The organism is Streptomyces sp. AP-93 (assembly GCF_022808175.1).
In the GTDB taxonomy this organism is placed as follows: domain Bacteria; phylum Actinomycetota; class Actinomycetes; order Streptomycetales; family Streptomycetaceae; genus Streptomyces.
Genome location: NZ_JALGBX010000001.1, coordinates 379,880 through 398,066, shown reverse-complemented (window position 1 = coordinate 398,066; position 18,187 = coordinate 379,880). Strand labels below are relative to the sequence as shown.

Genomic DNA, 18,187 nt, shown 5'->3' with positions numbered 1-18,187 from the left:
TCGCACGACAGAGCCCGGACCCCTGAGGGGCCCGGGCTCTCGCGCACCCCGGCCGGAACCGGTCAGCGCCGGCCGGAACCGGTCAGCGCCGGTCAGCGCCGGTTAGAGTTCGGCGGCCTCGCGCAGGCTCATCGTGTAGAGCTGGACCCCGCTGTCGTCGGAGAGCTTCACCTGTTCGGTACCGCCCTCGAGCAGGTCCTTCCAGTACTCGCCGATCCAGGATTCGGCGTCCCCCTGCGTGGTGAACTCCTCCGGCACCACCGACGGGCTCGTCTCACTGCCGTCGGCCGTCTCGAACCGCCACGTCCACGCCATGTCCGCCTCCGTTGCTCGTCCGCTTCTCACACGCTTCTCGCCTTGAGTGTGCCCGCAGACTAACCGGGCGCGCAGCAGTCCCGGCGACGCGGGAGGATCATCCTGTGGAACTCACTCTGCTCGGCACCGGCACACCCGAAGGACTGCCCCGCCCCGGCTGTCCCTGCGCCGCCTGCGCGCTCTCCGTGGGGCCCAGGGCGCGCGCCGCCACCTCCGTGCTCGTGGACGGGGCGCTGCTGCTGGACCTGACCCCCGGGGCGGTGCTCGCCGGCGCCCGGGCGGGGCATTCGCTGGCCGCCGTACGGCAGGTCCTGCTGACCCACCCGCACGACGGCCCCGCCGTCGAGCTGCCGCCGGGGCTGCCGGCGGCCGGGCGGGTACCGGACGGGCGGGAGCTCGCGGTGATCTCCGGGCACCGGGTGCGGGCCGTGCCGATGGACGCGCCCGGCACCGGGTACGAGGTGACCGGGCCGGACGGCGCCCGGATGATGTACCTGCCGCCGGGCGGCGCCCCGGCCGGGACCTCGGGCACCAGCGGGCGGCGCCCGTACGACGTGGTCCTCGCGGACGTGCTCGGCCGGCCGGAGGCGCTGGCGCGGCTGCGGGCCAGCGGGGCGGTGGGCCCGGCGACGGACGTGATCGCCGTCCACCTGGACCACGACACCCCGCCGGGAGCGGAACTGGAGCGCCGGTGCGCGGCCGCGGGCGCACGGACGGTGGCGGACGGGACCACGGTGGCGGCCGGGGAGTACCGGCCGGCGCCGGAGCTGCCGCGGCGGACCCTGGTCCTGGGCGGGGCCCGGTCGGGCAAGTCGTACGAGGCCGAGCGCCGGCTGACCGGCTACCCGGAGGTCGTCTACGTGGCCACGGGCGGTACGCGCGAGGGCGACGCGGAATGGGCCGCGCGGGTCGGGCTCCACCGCGAGCGCAGGGCCGCGTCCTGGCGGACGGTGGAGACCTGCGATCTGGTGCCGCTGCTGGGGCAGGAGGGCCCGGCGCTGCTCATCGACTGTCTGGCGCTGTGGCTCACGGACGCGATGGACCGGGCCGGTGCCTGGGACGACGCGGTGTGGGCGGACAAGGGCGCCGCGGAGCTGCGGGAACGGACCGAGGAGCTCGTGGCCGCCGTCCGCGCGACCCGCAGGCCGGTGGTGCTGGTCAGCAACGAGGTCGGCTCGGGCGTGGTCCCCGCGACCGCCTCGGGGCGCCGGTTCCGGGACGAGCTGGGGCGGCTGAACGCGCAGGTCGCCGGCGAGTGCGAGCACGTACTCCTCGTCGTCGCGGGTCAGGCCGTGGTCCTCAAGGAATAGCCGGGCACAGCCGGGGAACGGACGAGGTGATCCCGTGGAATCCTCAAGCGCTTCCATCGGTCCGGGCCGGGGGCGGGCCGGGCTGACCGCCTTCGTCTCTTGTTCGCTCCTGGGCGGCGGCAACGCGGTCGGGGTCAGGTTCAGCAACCGCGAGCTGGACCCGCTGTGGGGCGCCGCGCTGCGGTTCGGCGCGGCGGCGGCGGTGCTGCTGGCGGTCATGGCCGTCATGCGCCTGGCGCTGCCCCGCGGGCGCGCCCTGGCCGGCGCGGTGCTGTACGGAGTGCTCAACTTCGGGGTGACCTTCGCGCTGGCCTACTACGCGCTGGTCCGCATCCACGCGGGTCTGGGGCAGACCCTGCTGGCCCTGGTCCCGTTGGTGGCGCTCCTGCTGGTGGTGGCGCAGCGTCAGGAGCCCTTCCGGAAGTCGGCGCTGGCGGGCACGCTCCTCGCGGCCGCCGGGGTCGCCCTGGCCTCGCGGGCGCCGCTGCAGGACGATGTGCCGCTGCTGTCCCTGCTGGCGGTGCTGGGCGCCGTCCTGTCCTTCGCCGAGGCGACCGTACTCGTGCACCGCCTGCCGCCGGTCCACCCGGTGACGATGAACGCGGTGGGCATGACGGCCGCTTCGGTGCTGCTGTTCGCGGGTTCGTTCGCCGCGGGCGACACCTGGCGGATGCCGGAGCGGGCGGCGACCTGGTGGGCGTTGGCCTACCTGGTCGTGGCGGGCTCGGTGCTGACCTTCGTCCTCTATCTGATGGTGGTCCGGCGGTGGGGCGGGTCGCGGGCGGCGTACGTCTTCGTCGTCATCCCGGTGATCACGATCGTGTTCTCCGCCTGGCTCGACGAGGAGGAGCTGACGGCGGGTCTGCTGCTGGGTGCCCCGCTCGTCCTCCTCGGCGTCTATCTCGGTGCCTTGCGGCCGGGCCTGGAGAGGCCGCCCAAGGCTCCTGCGGACCGCGGATAGGGGGCCGGGAGGGGCTTGGGCAGGGCGTCACCGGCTGTACCCTCTGGCAAATGACCACGCTGAATCTCGACGACTTCTCCGATCTGATCGAGCGCCCCGACGGGGGCGTCCGGCGTGACGCCGAGGAACGCCGTGAACGGCTGGCCGTGCCGGTCGGGGCGCTGGGGCGGCTCGACGAACTCGCCGAGTGGCTCGCCGCCGCGCAGGGTCAGGTGCCGGTCAAGCCGATCGAGCGGCCCCGGGTCGTGCTGTTCGCCGCCGACCACGGGGTGGCCTCCGAGGGGGTCTCCGCACGTCCCGCCGGCAGCGCCCACGAGTTGGTGCGGGCCGTCCTGGACGGCCGGAGCCCGGTGGCGGTCCTGGCCGGGCGGCTCGGCGCCTCCGTACGGATCGTGGACGCCGGCCTGGCCTGCGATCCGGCGCTGCTGCCGGAGGAGGTCACCCGGCACCGGATCCGCAGCGGCAGCGGGCGGATCGACGTGGAGGACGCGCTCACCGCCGAGGAGGCCGCCGACGCGCTGCGGCTCGGCATGCGGATCGCCGACGAGGAGGCCGACTCCGGGACCGACCTGGTCGTGCTCGGCGACCTGAGCGTCGGCGGGACCACCGTCGCCGCGACCCTCGTCGCCGCCCTGTGCGGCACGGACGCCTCCGTGGTCACCGGCCGCGGCGGCATGCCGATCGACGACCTGACCTGGATGCGCAAGTGCGCGGCGATCCGCGACGCGCTGCGACGCGCCCGGCCCGTCCTCGGGGATCAGGTCGCGCTGCTCGCCGCCGTCGGCGGCGCCGACGTCGCCGCGATCACCGGCTTCCTGCTCCAGTGCGCGGTGCGCCGCACCCCCGTGATCCTCGACGGGGTCGTCTCGGCGGCCTGCGGGCTGGTGGCCCAGCGGGCCGCTTTCCGGGCCCCGGACTGGTGGCTGGCCGGACAGGCCAGCGGGGAGCCCGGCCAGGCGAAGGCCCTGGACCGGATGGCACTCAACCCCGTACTCGACCACGGCGTCACTGTGGGAGAAGGAACCGGGGCGCTGCTGGCTCTTCCCCTCGTCCAGGCGGCCGCCGCACTCGCGGCGGAACTCCCCGAGCGGGAGGCCGAGCCCACCGGCTGAGTCACCTGAGGTCCGCGGCCTTGACCAGGCCGCGGCTCTCCGGAGCGAAGCACGGACCGCGATGCCCCATATCATCGCTTTTTATGGGAGAGGTCCGTTTGACCAGCGCAGAGACCGATCGGAAGACCGACCGAGGAACCGGTGGGGATCCGAACGGCAGAAACAATCCGGGGGGCGGGCGGGGGAACGCCCAGGCCGGCCCTCAGGCGAACGCCCAGGGGAACACTCCTGGAACCAGCCGGGGAAGCGGCAGGGGAAGCGTCCGCTCGCGGCGCAGCGCCACCTTCGCGGTGTGGTACTTGCGCGCCGTCACCTTCGTCAACCTGCTCAGCGCGGTGTGGTTCTCGCTCGGCCAGGACCTGCGCCGGCACAGCACCGCCGATTTCTACACTCCGTACCTGCTCACGGCGGGCTTCGCCTCCGCGGCGTTCTCGCTGCTGCTCACCGTCACGATGGGCCGCCGCAAACGCGCGGCCTGGATCCTGAACCTCGTGCTCAGCGGGCTGCTCCTGGCGGCCTTCGCGATGGCCGCCGTCGCCTCCTTCACGCCGTGCTCGGGGGGCTCGTACGAGTTCTGCTACCCGGAGTTCCGCGTCCACGCCCAGAACTGGGTGGCCTTCGGGCTGACCGCGCTCTTCGTCGGCTCGCTGCTGCTGGGCCGCCGGGAGTTCTACGCCAAGGGCGACCGCTCCAACCCGCTGCTGGCCAGCCTGGTCGCCTCCGTCGGCCTGCTGGTGACCTCGCTGGTCGCCGCCCTGCTCGTCGGCGCGACCAACACCGCCCCGGACGCCGCGGACGCCACCTTCCTGGCCCGCTGGCGGTACGGCGTGATGCGGCTGGTCACGCTGGCCCCGGGCGACAAGGCGTACCACACGATCACCACCCCGGGCTGGGTGGACGTGACGATCAACGTCATGTCGACGCTGCTGCTGCTCGCCGTGCTGTTCGCGGCCTTCCGCTCGCGCCGCGCCGTGGACCCGATCGGCGAGGAGGACGAGGAGAAGCTGCGCCTGCTGCTCGCCCGGCACGGCGACCGCGACTCGCTGGGCTACTTCGCGCTGCGCCGCGAGAAGTCCGTCATCTGGTCCCCCACCGGCAAGGCCGCCGTCACCTACCGCGTCGTCGGCGGGGTCTCGCTGGCCTCCGGCGACCCGATCGGCGACCCCGAGGCCTGGCCCGGCGCCATCGAGCCCTGGCTGGCCGAGGCCCGCGAGCACGGCTGGGTCCCCGCCGTGATGGGCGCGAGCGAGGAAGCCGGACAGATCTACGCCCGGCACGGACTGGACGCGCTGGAGCTGGGTGACGAGGCCATCGTCGAGACCGACGAGTTCACCCTGGAGGGCCGCGCCATGCGGACCGTCCGCCAGGCGTACAACCGGGTCAAGCGGGCCGGGTACACCGTCCGCATCCGCCGCCACGCCGACATCCCGGCCGAGGAGATGGACGTACTCCTGCTGCGCGCCGACGACTGGCGCGACGGCGCGACCGAGCGCGGCTTCTCGATGGCACTGGGCCGGCTGGGCGATCCCGACGACGGCCAGTGCGTGATGCTGGAGTGCTTCGACGGCGACGGCGATCTGCGGGCCGTGCTGTCCTTCGTGCCCTGGGGGCCCAAGGGCCTGTCGCTGGACCTGATGCGCCGCGACCGGGATTCCGAGAACGGTCTGATGGAGTTCATGGTCATCGAACTCCTGGAGCGCGCAAAGGAGATCGGGGTCACCCAGGTCTCGCTCAACTTCGCGATGTTCCGGTCCGTCTTCGAGCGCGGGTCGAAGCTCGGCGCCGGTCCGGTGCTGCGTCTGTGGCGCTCGCTGCTGAGCTTCTTCTCCCGGTGGTGGCAGATCGAGTCCCTCTACCGGGCCAACGCCAAATACCGGCCGATCTGGGAACCGCGGTTCATGCTCTTCGAGAAGAGTTCGGACCTGCTGCGGATCGGGATCGCGGCGGGCCGGGCCGAGGGCTTCCTGGAAGCACCCGGGCTGCCGAAGTGGATGCACCGCAGACATCTGGAGAGCAAGCGTTGAGCACTGGCTCACTGCGGCGGTTCGCCCGCCGAGAGTGGGGGCCCCTGTACCGGACGGTCCGGGACGCGCTCGTCCGCGACACGTGGCGGGCGATCCCGATGACCCTCGGCGCGGTCTGCCTGACCGCGGTCTTCCAGATCGTGCAGCAGACCTCATGGGGTTTCCAGCCGGTGCAGGACCTCGGGTCGGTCAAGGCCGTCGACCCGCTCTGGCTGGCCCTGCTGCGGACCCCGCTGTCGCTGTTCGTCCCGGCGCTGGACCTGCCGGTGTGGGGCGCGCTCGCGCAGATCCTGCTCGTCTTCGGGATCGCGGAGATCTGCATCGGCTGGTGGCGCACGCTGGTCATCGGCTACGTGGCCACCCTGGCCGGGACCACGTACGCGCGGATCGGGCTCGCGCTGGGCCCGGACCACCCCTTCGGCCTGCCCGCGTCGGACAGGATCGTCAACGACACCGGGCCCTCGGCGGCGGTGGTGGGGCTCGCCGTGTACGTCTGCTGGCGCTACCGGGCCTACCTGACCGGCTCCGTCGTGATCCTGGTCATGATCGGCGAGCTGCTCTTCAAGGACAACCTGGCGGGCAAGGAACACCTGGCCGCCATCGCCTCGGTGATGCTGATCTGCCTGGTCCGCGCCACGTGGGGCCCGGAGCGCTCCCGCGCCCCGCTCGGCGGCCCCCCGGCCGCGACCCCGCCCCCGGCCCCGCCCGGGACGCCTCCCGTCCCGCCGCCCCGGGTCTGAGAACGCGCTCGGGGCCGTACCGTATCGGGGTGACGACACACCTCGGGCCGCTCGCTCCCACGCGGCAGTGGATGCGGGACCATCCGCTCGCCACCGACGCCGCGCTGGCGCTCGGGGCGCTCGTCGCCATGGTCGTCGGCTCCTTCGCCGACCCGCACGGGCCGCACGGGCCGACCTTCGGAACCCGCACCCCCGAGCCGTTCTCGCTGGTCCTCATGGTGCTCGGCGCGGGCGCCCTGGTGCTGCGGCGCCGGCGGCCCCGTGCCGTGCTGGCCGTGACCGTCGGGCTCTCGCTGCTGGAACTCACCACCGGGGAGCCGCGGACGCCCGTCGCCATGTGCACGGTGATCGCGCTGTACACGGTGGCCTCCCAAACCGACCGGCCCACCACCTGGAAGCTCGGCCTGCTCACCATGGCCGGGCTGACGGGGGTGGCCATGCTGGCCGGACCGCTGCCCTGGTACGCGCAGGAGAACCTCGGCATCTTCGCCTGGACCGGCATGGCCGCGGCGGCCGGGGACGCGGTGCGCAGCCGGCGGGCGTTCATCGACGCCATCCAGGAGCGGGCCGAGCGCGCCGAGCGGACCCGCGAGGAGGAGGCCCGGCGCCGGGTCGCCGAGGAGCGGCTGCGGATCGCCCGGGACCTCCACGACGTGGTGGCCCATCACATCGCCCTGGTCAACGTGCAGGCGGGGGTGGCCGCGCACGTCATGGACAAGCGCCCGGACCAGGCCAAGGAGGCGCTGGCGCACGTACGGGACGCCAGCCGTTCGGCCCTGAACGAGCTGCGGGCCACCGTCGGGCTGCTGCGCCAGTCCGGCGACCCGGAGGCGCCGACCGAACCGGCGCCCGGTCTGGCCGTCCTCGACGACCTGGTGGGCACCTTCCGGCACGCCGGGCTCCCGGTGAAGGTGATGGTCCAGCTGGGCCCGGCCGCCGCGGTTCCGCTGCCCGCCGCCGTGGACCTGGCGGCGTACCGGGTGATCCAGGAGGCGCTGACCAACGTCCGCAAGCACGCGGGCCCGGGGGCCGGCGCCGAGGTCAGCGTGGTGCGGGTGGGCGGCTCGGTGGAGGTGACCGTGCTGGACGACGGCGGCTCCGCGGCGGACCCCTCGGCGGAGCCCCGCGATCCCGGCGGCGGGCACGGCCTGCTCGGCATGCGCGAGCGGGCCGTGGCCCTGGGCGGCTCCTGCTTCGCCGGGCCCCGCTTCGGGGGCGGCTACCGGGTGCACGCGATCCTGCCGGTGGGCTGAGCGGCGGGCGGGCGGCAGGCTGTCAGCAGGCCTTCCGCCAGACGCCGAGCTCGTACTTCTTCTCCAGCGAGCTGAGCTTCAGCTCGCGCGAGGCCGCGCAGAACCGGCTCGCCGCAAGCTCGTACTCCACGTGGAAGACCGCCTTGCCCGCCGCGATGAACGGGGTCAGCCGTCCGCACTCGTCGTACTGGGCGCACTGCTCGTTGACCGCGAAGTCGAAGTCCCCCACCAGCTCCGGGATCTGGTCCAGGTCGTTCTTGAGCCCGACCGACAGCCCCCGGTCGTGTGCGAGCCGCACGATCAGCCGGTTGTAGTTCAGCTGGTCGCCGGCGGTGAGCGGGAAGCCCGACGTGTTGCGGTAGGCGTCCATGTTGTCCGGCTCCACCGCGTCGAAGCCCTTGTCCCGGCACATGTCGAACCGCTTGGCGATCAGCGGTTCCAGTTCCGCGAGCCGCCGGATGTCGAGCCAGCGCTCGCCCTCCCAGCCGTTGCCCTCCCCGCGCATCGACGCCGGGAAGGCCCCGGCGTCCGGCCGGAAGTCCTCCCAGGCGCCGGTGGAGAGGTAGCAGATGGTCCGCCGGCCGGCCGCCTTCAGCTCGGCGACCTGCTCCTTGGTGGTGGTGAACCCGTCGATGTCGTAGACCGCCGCCTTCACCGAGGTGTCGAGCTTCCCGGTGAGCTGCCACTGCCAGCTCACCCCGGGCGCCGGCTGCCAGCGCTCCCCCGGCGCCGGGGCGGGCGAGAGGTCGTCGGGCCGGGCTTCCTCGTCCTCCACCGGTCCGGAGGTGCAGGCCGCGAGCAGCAGCAGCGCTACGAGGACCAGCAGGCGGCGGAAGGGCGAGCGGGTGGGTGAGCGCCTCATCCGGCGGCCTCCAGGGCGTACGGCAGGGTCCCCCACGGGTGCGCGCCGGTCCCCGGGACCGCGCAGTGCACCCCCGCCCCCCGCTGGGCCGCCAGCCGCTCGGCGAGTTCGGCGGCCGGGGCGCCCGGCGGGACGGCGTAGACGAGGTGGCAGAACCGGTGGGCGGGGTGGTCCGCGGTCCACGGGGGAACGGCGGCCGCGTCCCGGTAGGCGTCCCAGGGCCCCTCGAAGGTGACGAGCAGGTCGGCGAGTTCGGCGTAGCCCGGGTGCGGGTGCACTCCGTGGTTGAGGACGACGGTACGGGCCCCGGCGGCCCGCGCCGCGACGACGAGCCGCCGGTAGTGCGGCAGGAACTCCGGGCCGGCCGCGGCCTGGTCCAGGAAGGTCCCGTCGGCGGCGTACCAGTCGCGGTGGCGCAGCAGGTCCTGGACCACGGCGGCGTGCGGGCGGCGCCCGTAGTCGGTGTCGACGTACCCGAGGACGGGCACCCCGGCCCCGCGCAGCCTTTCCGCTACGGCGGCGAACCGCGCGTCGGGGGACCCGCCCGGCCCGCTGGAGGGGTTGAGCACCACGGAGTGCAGCCGGCCCGCGGAGCGGATGAGCCGCTCCCAGTACTCGGGGCGGTCGGCGGGGTGCTCGTAGAGGGGCACCAGGAGCATGAGGTCCTTCTTCTCGTACGGGGTCACGTGCATCGGCGATGGGGGGGGCGGGGGTCAGCGGTGGGCCGTCGCGCGGCCGAGGAGGAGGCAGACCAGGGTGCCCAGCGCGAGGGCCGCGGCTCCGGCGACGGCCAGTTGCACGGCGCGCGGCTGGCCGAGGCCCAGGAGCAGGGCCAGGCTCTGCGCGACGGCGGCCGAGGCGCAGACGACCGCGGCGGGCCTGACCGCCCCGAAGGACTGCAGGAGCAGCCCGGTCCACATCACGGCCCCGAGCAGCAGCAGGGTGGCGACCCGGACCCCGGTCAGGCCGGGCGCGCCGGGCCAGAGCAGGGTTCCGGTGACGCCGAGGGCCAGCAGCACCGCCAGGTAGACGGCGAGGCACCGGGCCAGGGTGGAGAACATCCGCAGCCAGAACTGCCGGGGCGAGCGGGCCGCGCGCAGGCCGGCGAGGCTGCCGCTGCGGAACCGGTGGAGCAGCCATTCGGCGGGGCCCATGCTGAGCGTGAGCGCCACCGCGGAGGGGGCCGCGACCGCCTCGGCGGGGCCGCCGGCGAGGACCTCCCCCAGGGCGGCGTACAGCACGAGCAGACCGGTGCCCAGGCCGAACACCCCGTACGGGACGGAGTCCCCGAGCCGGGGTCCGCGCGGCCCGTACTCCTCCTCTGCGCCGCGCAGCATCTGCCAGCGCACCGGACCCCGTTCGCCCGACCGGTGCTCCGTCCAGCCGCGGACGCGGAGCACGAGGGCCCGTACGCCGTCGGCCAGCGGCAGTTCCCGTACGGCCAGGGTGCAGGCGGCCAGCAGGGAGACCGCCAGCAGGAACACCCGGACCGGGACGGGCAGTTCCACGAGGAGCGTGAGCAGCGCCCCGGCGGCCATCGGTGCGAGCGCGGCCAGCAGCAGCCGCTCCCGCCCGAGGACGAGCAGCACGGTGGCGGCCCCGACGTACAGGGCCTGACCTGCGGCGAAGGCGTAGGAGAAGGGGGGCCCGCCGGGTACCGCCAGCGCGGCGGCGGTGCCCAGGAGGGCCCCCGCGGGGGCTCCGGCGAGCAGGGTCCGCCCGGCGGCGGCCCGGTCGCCGAGGCCGAGCCAGGAGTACGCCCGGTGGGACAGGGTCTGGTCCCAGACCCAGCCGATGAGCGCCCCGGCGAGCAGGGTGAGGGTCCCTGCGGGCAGCCCCAGCCGGTCCTTGGGGCCGTCCAGCAGGGGCGCGCCCAGCAGGTAGGCGAGCCCGGGCAGGGCGAAGATCACCCCGCGCAGGAGGCAGGCGGTGAGGGGCACCTTCCAGGGGTCGGGGAGCCGTTCGGGCTCCGGGAAGGAGCGCGGCACCCGGGCGTAGAGCTCCTCGGCGAGACCGAAGGAGTCCTGGCGCCCGTAGGCGAGGCGGATGTGCTCGTCGGTCATGCCGTCGGATTCCAGGACGGCGGCGATCTCGTCGGGGTGGACGGCGGCGGCGATGAACACGTCGAGGCGTTCGGCGAGTTCGTCCATCGGGTCGGCGGCCGGGCCTTCGCGGCGCGGCCGGGGGATGCCGGGCAGGGCGTCGGCGGCGTCCGCGGCGGGCGCCGTACCGCGCCCGGCGGCCGCGGCGTGGCCGACGGGGACCCAGGCCGCGTCCGGGCCGGGCGGCCCCAGCCAGAGGGATCCGCTCACCACAGGCTCCCGTCGGCGGCCAGTTCCTTGTACCAGGGGTCGGCGAGGCGCTGGGTCCACTCGTCGCCCACGTGGACGGGCAGGACGGGCTGGCCGGCGAGCTCGCGGTAGATGTGGCGGAAGCCGTCCACGGACTGGTGGAGCGTGAACTTCTCCACCACCCGCTTGCGGGACATCCGGCCCAGTTCCGCGCGGCGTTCGTCGTCGCGGAGCAGGGCGAGGGTGGCGCGGGCCATGGTCTCGGGTTCGCGCGGCGGGACGACGAGGCCGGTGTCGCCGACGGCCTCGCGGACCCCGCCCACGTCGGTGGAGACGGTGGTGCGGCCGCAGGACATGGCCTCGATGATGGAGAAGGGGAAGCCCTCGCTGATGGAGGAGAGCATCACGATGGAGCCGGCCGCGTAGGCCTGCGCGACCTTTTCGATGCGGCCCTCGTAGGAGATCCCGTCGCTCACCCCCAGCTCGGCGGCGAGCTTCTCCAGCTTGAGCTTGTACTCCTCGCAGCCCGCCGGGACCGGGCCGAAGAGGCGCAGCCGCAGGGCGGGGAGCTCCTCGCGCATGAACGCGTAGGCGCGGATGAGGGTTTCGAGGTCCTTGATGGGGTCGATGCGCCCGCACCAGCTGAGGGTGGGGACCTCCGGCTCGGGACCGGCCTCGGGGAAGGCGTGCGGGTCGACGCCGTTGTAGACGGTGCGGATCCGCTCGGAGTCGGCGCCCCCGCGCTCCTCCCAGCGGCGGTTGTACTGGTTGCACGGGGTGATCAGGTCGGCCTGCCGGTAGCCCTCGGTGTTGAGCTCGCGGTAGAAGCCGAGCATGAGCGCCTTGACGGGCCAGCGTTGTTCGGCGCTGCGGTAGCCGAGGTAGCGCTCGCGGAGGTAGATGCCGTGCTCGGTGAGGAGGAAGGGCACCTGGTCGAGGTACTTGGCGGCGAGCGCGGGGAGGGTGGCCAGGCCGCTGCTCACGGCGTGCGCGACGCTGTCGGGCGGGATCCGCACGGACAGCGGGCGCAGTGCGTGTTCCAGCAGGTCGGTGGCGGTGAGCGCGTCGTGGATGGTGGGCTCGGCGGCGGCGGTGACCAGGCCGGGGCGGGTCCAGACGGTCATCAGCAGGCGCAGCACCGATTCGGAGCGCAGGGCCGCGGCGAGCCGCCCGGCGCGGGCCAGGGCGGCCAGCTCGCGCAGGGATTCGGAGAATCCGCCGCGAGCGGGGTCGAGCAGGGAGAGCAGGAAGGTCTCGTAGGTCTCGGCGAAACCGCGCCGGGCCCTGCCCCGCAGGGCGGAGCGGAGTCTGCGGGTCGGCGGAGCACCCCAGAGGGGAACGCTGGTGTGGCGGTAGACGTTGCGCGGCAACTCCCAGGTGACCGGCTCGCGTCCGGAGCCGGTCAGGGCTATGACGTTGAAGTCGACCTCCGGCATGCCGCGGACCAGTTGGTCGCACCATGTGCTGACGCCCCCGTGGACGTGCGGGTAGGTGCCTTCGGTGAGCATGGTGACATGGCGCCCATGGCTCATGCGGTGTGTCCCCCCAAGGACGGAAAAGGGGCCGGCGCCCGTGGTTCGCGGAGCGCCGGCGCTAGGTGGTGCGCGTGGCTGTCTTGTACGTGCGTGCCCGGCCGGTCAGGGCATGCGGAACGTCGGGCGCGCGGAGCATCAGGTCATGTGGCGCGTCAGGGCGTGTTCAGCGTGACGGCGCTCTGGAGCAGTTCGGGAGCCGTCCAGGTGGAGCGGGACCCGGCGTAGGCGGTGCCGAAGTCCGCGGTGCCCAGCAGGAGCTGCTTCCTGGTGCCGGTGGGCGCCGTGACCGGGGCCACGACCCCGGAGGGCGCCTTGACGGTGACGACCTTGCCGATGCGGTAGGCGGTGACCTGGTTGGCGGCGACCGCGGCGTTCCAGGCCGCGCGGCGCTGGAGCTCGACGCCGGTGTCCTTCATGCTCTGGTTCACGATCGGCGCGGAGGGCGCGTAGAGGGTGCGGTAGGTGTCGAGGACCTGGTTCAGCACCGGGTAGAGGGTGCGGTCCTCGGCGAGGTTGGACTGGTGGACGTAGTGCGGGCGCGGGTCGTTGTTCAGGACGTGCCGCATGGCGGTCCTGGCCTCGGCCGGGACGATGTAGTCCAGGTAGCCCGTCTGCACGTCGAGCGGGGCCGGCAGACAGGTGGAGGTACCGGGGTTGTCCTCGCAGATGCCGCTGCCGCCGTCGGCCCGGCTGGTGTAGATCCAGTTGTACTCGTCGGCCATCTCGGCGTTGGTGCCCGTGTTGTAGTACACGTTCATCGGGTGCCGGGGGACGGTCAGCGCGGCGCCGACCGCCCGCTGCGCGGGCTCGCGGGAGTTGTCGCTGCCCGCCCACTTCACGCCGTTGTCGGCGAGCGCGCCGGCCAGGTTGGGGTTGTCCTGGGCCTGCTGCGGGTTGGTCTTCAGGCCGGAGTGCTCACCGGTGACGAGCTCGGTCCGGTCGGTGGTGATGCCCTTGGAGGCCGCCCAGTTGTTGTTGTCCCGGATCTGCGCCGAGATCTCGGCGCGGCTCATCCAGTTGATCGCGCCGGCACTGTTCTTCGTACAGGTCCACGGGACGGTGGTGGTGTCCTGGACGCAGCCGAGGAACGGGTGGGTGTAGGTGTGGTTCATCCACCGGTACTTCGCCCGGTCGGCGACGAGCTGGGCGGTCAGGGCGTCGACGCCGCCGTTCTCAGCCTTCCACTCCTCGCCGGCGCCGCCGTTGAAGAGCATGTCGAGCTTGAAGTTCTTGGACGTCTGCCACTGCGCCGCGTACACGGCGTCGGCGGCCGTCATCCGGATCGTGGACTCCTGGCCCTCGCCGCCGGCGCAGGCGTAGTCGCCCGGGGTGCAGTCGAGGTCCTTGTTCCAGCGGGCGTCCGGGGCGAAGACGTCGTCGACGTGGACCGCGAAGTAGTTGCGCTCCTGGCCGAGGTGGACGCCCTGGGTCATCCACTCGACGATGCCGCGGGCGAGCAGCCGGAACTGCTGCTGGTACTGGTTGTAGCCGAAGGTGACGACCAGTTCGCTGCGCCCGTCGTGGGTGTACTCGCCGACGAGCGAGGCCCGTCCGGAGCCGACCGGGGCGTCGAGGTAGCTGGTGTAGCCCGTCCGCGGCTTGCCCATGTACCCGTAGCTCTCGGGGATCAGCGCCGAGTTGTCCTCGAAGGCCACCTCCCCCCCGAGGTAGGAGAAGGGGCCCGCCTTGCCGGCGGCGGTAACGGCGGCCTGGGTGCCGTCCAGGGTGCCGCTGTAGCCGCCGTTGTCGGTGTACTCCAGGCCGACGCCCGGGTGCGCCCAGGTGTACGCGTCGACCTGGCGGATCCCGTACGCCGTCTCGTACGCGGTGAGCGCGGCCATCTCGGCCGAGCCCTCCCCGAACGGGTTCTCGTTCGGCAGCACCACGCTCTGGAACTTGGCGCGCGGCCGCCCGTCGACCGTGTCGGCGAGGAACGCCGCGTTGACGACCGGACGGCTTGCGCTGCCCAGGTCGACGCGGGTGTACGGAACCCCCGTGTCGCGGAGTTCCGCCGTGATCGCCTCGACCGAACTCCCGCCGTCGTCGACGACGAGCACCCGCAGGTCGATGCGCGGCGTCACCGCGGCCCGCGCGGCCGCTCCGGGTACCGCGACGGATGCTATGGCGGCCGCGAGGCAGACGGCGGCGAGCCTGTTCATGCGGTTCTTGTGGACCATTTCGCCCTTTCCCCCCGCAGATCCTCGACTTCGGCCCGTGGCGTTGGGCCACACCGGGGAGGCTCTGTGGAAATGATGCAAAGGAACCCCGCGTCCCCTTGCGAGAGTGGTCCGAGTGTTTCGGACCTCGTCAGGCCCAAGAGGCAAACCTGGAACAGAAGCCACAGACGGGTGAACCTGCCCACCGCGTGATCGAACAACTTGCCAAACCTTCGAGTGGCGTGCGGACGAGTACGTACGCGTACGCTCGTTTCCGGCGGCCATCGGGCCCGAATACGATCGCTACGGAAGGCCGTCCACCCACTCGGCCCACATCATCAAAACGGAAGCGAGAATTCACCACCGTGACTGCTCTGACTCTCAGCACTGCCGGACCGGCGACGCTGCGCGCCGACGCCCTCGTCGTCGGCGTGGCGAAGGGCCCCAAGGGCCCCGTCGTCGCCGCGGGGGCCGAGGCCGTGGACAAGGCGTACGACGGCAAGCTCGCCGCCGTGCTCGACGCGCTCGGTGCCTCGGGCGCCGAAGGCGAGACCACCAAGCTGCCGGCCCCGGACGGCCTCAAGGTCCCGGTCGTGCTGGCGGTCGGACTGGGCGCCCTTCCCGACGCGGACGAGTCCTACGACGAGGAGGCGCTGCGCCGCGCCGCCGGCGCCGCCGCCCGTGCACTGCACGGATCCAAGAAGGCCGCCTTCGCGCTCCCCCTGGACGACGCCTCCGCCGTCACGGCCGTGGCCGAGGGCGCACTGCTGGGCGCGTACGCGTTCACCGCGTACCAGGGCGGCGAGAAGAAGGCCTCGGACGGCAGCAAGAACAGCGGCCCGAAGCAGCCGCTCGCCGAGATCGCCCTGCTCGGCGCCAAGCCCCGCGACAAGGAGCACAAGGCCGCGGCCGAGCGCGCCACGATCGTCGCGACCGAGATCAACATCGCCCGTGACCTCGTCAACACCCCGCCGAACGACCTCACCCCCGAGGCCTTCTCCGCCGTCGCGAGCGCGACCGCGAAGGAGAACGGCATCAAGGTCCAGGTCCTGGACGAGAAGGCCCTGATCAAGGGTGGCTACGGCGGCATCATGGGCGTCGGCAAGGGCTCCGAGAACCCGCCGCGCCTGGTGAAGCTCTCCTACACCCACGCCAAGGCGGAGAAGACCCTCGCCTTCGTCGGCAAGGGCATCACCTACGACTCCGGCGGCATCTCCCTGAAGCCGGCCGGCCACAACGAGACGATGAAGTGCGACATGGCCGGCGCCGCCGCCGTCTTCGCCGCCGTCGTCGCGGCCGCCAAGCTCGGCCTCCAGGTCAACGTCACCGGCTGGCTCGCGCTCGCGGAGAACATGCCCTCCGGCTCGGCCACCAAGCCCGGCGACGTGCTGCGCATGTACAGCGGCAAGACCGTCGAGGTGCTCAACACGGACGCCGAGGGCCGCCTGGTCCTGGGCGACGCGCTGACCAAGGCCTCCGAGGAGAACCCGGACGCGATCGTCGACGTGGCGACCCTGACCGGCGCCATGATGATGGCGCTGGGCGACCGCACCTTCGGCATCATGGCCAACGACGACGCCTTCCGCACCTCCATCCACGAGATCGCCGAGGAGGTCGGCGAGGCCTCCTGGCCGATGCCGCTCCCCGAGGACCTGCGCAAGTCCATGGACTCCCCCACCGCCGACATCGCCAACATGGGTGTCCGGATGGGCGGCGGCCTGGTGGCCGGCCTCTTCCTCCGGGAGTTCGTCGGCGAGGGCATCACCTGGGCCCACCTCGACATCGCGGGCCCCGCCTTCCACGAGGGCGCCCCGTACGGCTACACCCCCAAGGGCGGCACCGGCTCCGCCGTCCGCACCCTGGTCCGCCTGGCCGAGCGCACGGCCACGGGCGACCTGGGCTGACGCCTCTCAGCCGAGCTCCACGCAGGCCCCGGCCATGATCAGATTTTCTGATCATGGCCGGGGCCTGTTCACTGACAACGAAATCCGTAGGTTTCTACGCTGCGGTAACCCCCGGTTCGGGCAGAACGACCTGCCTCAGGGCAGGCCCGGCGTCCCGCGTTCCGCCGACAAATGCGAAGATGGGTTCTCGGCAGGACAGGGCCCCCACCACAGGGCCGAAGAAAAAGCGGCCGTATACCAGCCGCCGCCCGGTCACAGAGGACCGGTGCTCGGCGCACATGCATGGAGGACGTGACGTGGCGAACGACGCCAGCACCGTTTTCGACCTAGTGATCCTCGGCGGCGGCAGTGGCGGTTACGCCGCGGCACTGCGCGCATCCCAGCTGGGTCTGGACGTTGCCCTGATCGAGAAGAACAAGCTCGGCGGCACCTGCCTGCACAACGGCTGCATCCCCACGAAGGCTCTGCTGCACGCCGGTGAGATCGCGGACCAGGCGCGTGAGGCCGCCCAGTTCGGTGTCAAGGCCACCTTCGAGGGCATCGACATCGCGGGTGTGCACAAGTACAAGGACGACATCATCGCGGGCCTGTACAAGGGCCTGCAGGGTCTGGTCGCCTCCCGCAAGCTGACCTACATCGAGGGTGAGGGCCGCCTCTCCTCGCCGACGTCCGTCGACGTGAACGGCCAGCGCATCCAGGGCCGCCACGTGCTCCTGGCGACCGGCTCCGTGCCGCGCTCGCTGCCGGGCCTGAACATCGACGGCAACCGCATCATCTCCTCGGACCACGCGCTGGTCCTGGACCGCGTGCCCGAGTCCGCCATCGTCCTGGGCGGCGGCGTCATCGGCGTCGAGTTCGCCTCGGCGTGGAAGTCCTTCGGCACCGACGTCACCATCATCGAGGGCCTCAAGCACCTCGTGCCGGTCGAGGACGAGAACAGCTCCAAGCTGCTGGAGCGCGCGTTCCGCAAGCGGGGCATCAAGTTCAACCTCGGCACCTTCTTCGACAAGGCCGAGTACACCGAGAACGGCGTGCGGGTCACCCTGGCCGACGGCAAGACCTTCGAGGCGGAGGTGCTGCTGGTCGCGATCGGCCGCGGCCCCGTCTCCCAGGGCCTGGGCTACGAGGAGCAGGGCGTCGCGATGGACCGCGGCTACGTCGTGGTCGACGAGTACATGCAGACCAACGTGCCGACCATCTCGGCCGTCGGTGACCTCGCCCCGACCCTCCAGCTCGCGCACGTCGGCTTCGCCGAGGGCATCCTGGTCGCGGAGCGTCTGGCCGGCCTCAAGGCCGTCCCGATCGACTACGACGGTGTGCCGCGCGTCACGTACTGCCACCCCGAGGTCGCCTCCGTCGGCATCACCGAGGCCAAGGCCAAGGAGATCTACGGCGCGGACAAGGTCGTGGCCCTCAAGTACAACCTGGCGGGCAACGGCAAGAGCAAGATCCTGAAGACCGCGGGCGAGATCAAGCTCGTCCAGGTCAAGGACGGTGCCGTGGTCGGCGTCCACATGGTCGGTGACCGGATGGGCGAGCAGGTCGGCGAGGCCCAGCTGATCTACAACTGGGAAGCCCTGCCGGCCGAGGTCGCGCAGCTCATCCACGCGCACCCGACGCAGAACGAGGCGATGGGCGAGGCTCACCTGGCGCTCGCCGGCAAGCCGCTGCACGCACACGACTAATCGTCACTGGGCGCGACGACCACTTCCGCACATTCGTTA

14 protein-coding genes are annotated in these 18,187 nt (G+C 72.7%); 8 read left to right on the top strand and 6 right to left on the bottom strand.

What is annotated here, in order from left to right; genetic code table 11:
• Positions 1–102: 102 nt before the first annotated feature.
• A complete protein-coding gene (locus MTF69_RS01910; RefSeq protein ID WP_243330004.1) occupies positions 103–315 on the bottom strand; it encodes a hypothetical protein in 213 nt (70 codons plus the stop codon).
• A gap of 104 nt (positions 316–419) precedes the next feature.
• On the opposite strand from MTF69_RS01910, the gene MTF69_RS01905 reads away from it, so the two are divergent.
• The 6 genes from MTF69_RS01905 (at position 420) to MTF69_RS01880 (ending at position 7,715) form a co-directional block, all read left to right on the top strand.
• Positions 420–1,625 carry a bifunctional adenosylcobinamide kinase/adenosylcobinamide-phosphate guanylyltransferase gene (locus MTF69_RS01905; protein ID WP_243330001.1) on the top strand — a complete coding sequence of 402 codons (1,206 nt, stop codon included), beginning with the start codon at positions 420–422 and terminating at the stop codon, positions 1,623–1,625.
• Positions 1,626–1,659: 34 nt separating this feature from the next.
• Positions 1,660–2,586, top strand: coding sequence for a DMT family transporter (locus MTF69_RS01900; RefSeq protein WP_243329999.1), 927 nt, complete (start codon positions 1,660–1,662; stop codon positions 2,584–2,586).
• 50 nt (positions 2,587–2,636) lie between these two features.
• A complete protein-coding gene (gene cobT / locus MTF69_RS01895) occupies positions 2,637–3,698 on the top strand; it encodes a nicotinate-nucleotide--dimethylbenzimidazole phosphoribosyltransferase (protein WP_243329997.1) in 1,062 nt (353 codons plus the stop codon).
• Positions 3,699–3,997: 299 nt separating this feature from the next.
• Complete coding sequence (locus tag MTF69_RS01890) at positions 3,998–5,722, top strand: phosphatidylglycerol lysyltransferase domain-containing protein (protein ID WP_374321932.1); 1,725 nt, start codon at positions 3,998–4,000, stop codon at positions 5,720–5,722.
• Entirely contained in the window at positions 5,719–6,462 is a 744-nt protein-coding gene (locus MTF69_RS01885; RefSeq protein ID WP_243329994.1) for a hypothetical protein, read from the top strand. Before MTF69_RS01890 ends, MTF69_RS01885 begins: the two co-directional genes overlap by 4 nt.
• Before the next feature lie 71 nt (positions 6,463–6,533).
• Positions 6,534–7,715 (top strand): sensor histidine kinase, encoded by a 1,182-nt coding sequence (locus tag MTF69_RS01880; protein ID WP_243330442.1) that lies wholly within the window; start codon positions 6,534–6,536, stop codon positions 7,713–7,715.
• 22 nt (positions 7,716–7,737) lie between these two features.
• On the opposite strand, the gene MTF69_RS01875 is transcribed toward MTF69_RS01880, so the two are convergent.
• The 5 genes from MTF69_RS01875 to MTF69_RS01855 all read right to left on the bottom strand — a co-directional run bounded on the left by MTF69_RS01875 (position 7,738) and on the right by MTF69_RS01855 (position 14,580).
• Positions 7,738–8,577: an endo alpha-1,4 polygalactosaminidase gene (locus tag MTF69_RS01875; protein WP_243329992.1), complete on the bottom strand. Its 840-nt coding sequence runs from the start codon at positions 8,575–8,577 to the stop codon at positions 7,738–7,740.
• Positions 8,574–9,269 (bottom strand): spherulation-specific family 4 protein, encoded by a 696-nt coding sequence (locus MTF69_RS01870; protein ID WP_243329990.1) that lies wholly within the window; start codon positions 9,267–9,269, stop codon positions 8,574–8,576. The genes MTF69_RS01875 and MTF69_RS01870 overlap by 4 nt, the downstream gene beginning before the upstream one ends.
• A 21-nt stretch (positions 9,270–9,290) precedes the next feature.
• On the bottom strand, positions 9,291–10,889 hold the full coding sequence (locus MTF69_RS01865; protein WP_243329988.1) for a hypothetical protein: 1,599 nt from the start codon (positions 10,887–10,889) through the stop codon (positions 9,291–9,293).
• Positions 10,886–12,400, bottom strand: coding sequence for a GT4 family glycosyltransferase PelF (gene pelF / locus MTF69_RS01860; RefSeq protein WP_243329986.1), 1,515 nt, complete (start codon positions 12,398–12,400; stop codon positions 10,886–10,888). Before pelF ends, MTF69_RS01865 begins: the two co-directional genes overlap by 4 nt.
• Positions 12,401–12,555: 155 nt before the next feature.
• The gene (locus MTF69_RS01855) at positions 12,556–14,580 is read right to left on the bottom strand and encodes a hypothetical protein (RefSeq protein ID WP_243329984.1); all 2,025 of its coding nucleotides are present in this window, start codon (positions 14,578–14,580) and stop codon (positions 12,556–12,558) included.
• A 344-nt stretch (positions 14,581–14,924) separates the two neighbouring features.
• Between MTF69_RS01855 and MTF69_RS01850 the strand changes: the two genes are divergently transcribed.
• Both MTF69_RS01850 and lpdA read left to right on the top strand, forming a co-directional pair.
• Positions 14,925–16,463, top strand: a complete 1,539-nt coding sequence (locus tag MTF69_RS01850) for a leucyl aminopeptidase (RefSeq protein ID WP_243329981.1) — start codon at positions 14,925–14,927, stop codon at positions 16,461–16,463.
• A 296-nt stretch (positions 16,464–16,759) separates the two neighbouring features.
• Positions 16,760–18,148, top strand: a complete 1,389-nt coding sequence (gene lpdA / locus MTF69_RS01845; RefSeq protein ID WP_243329979.1) for a dihydrolipoyl dehydrogenase — start codon at positions 16,760–16,762, stop codon at positions 18,146–18,148.
• Positions 18,149–18,187: the final 39 nt, after the last annotated feature.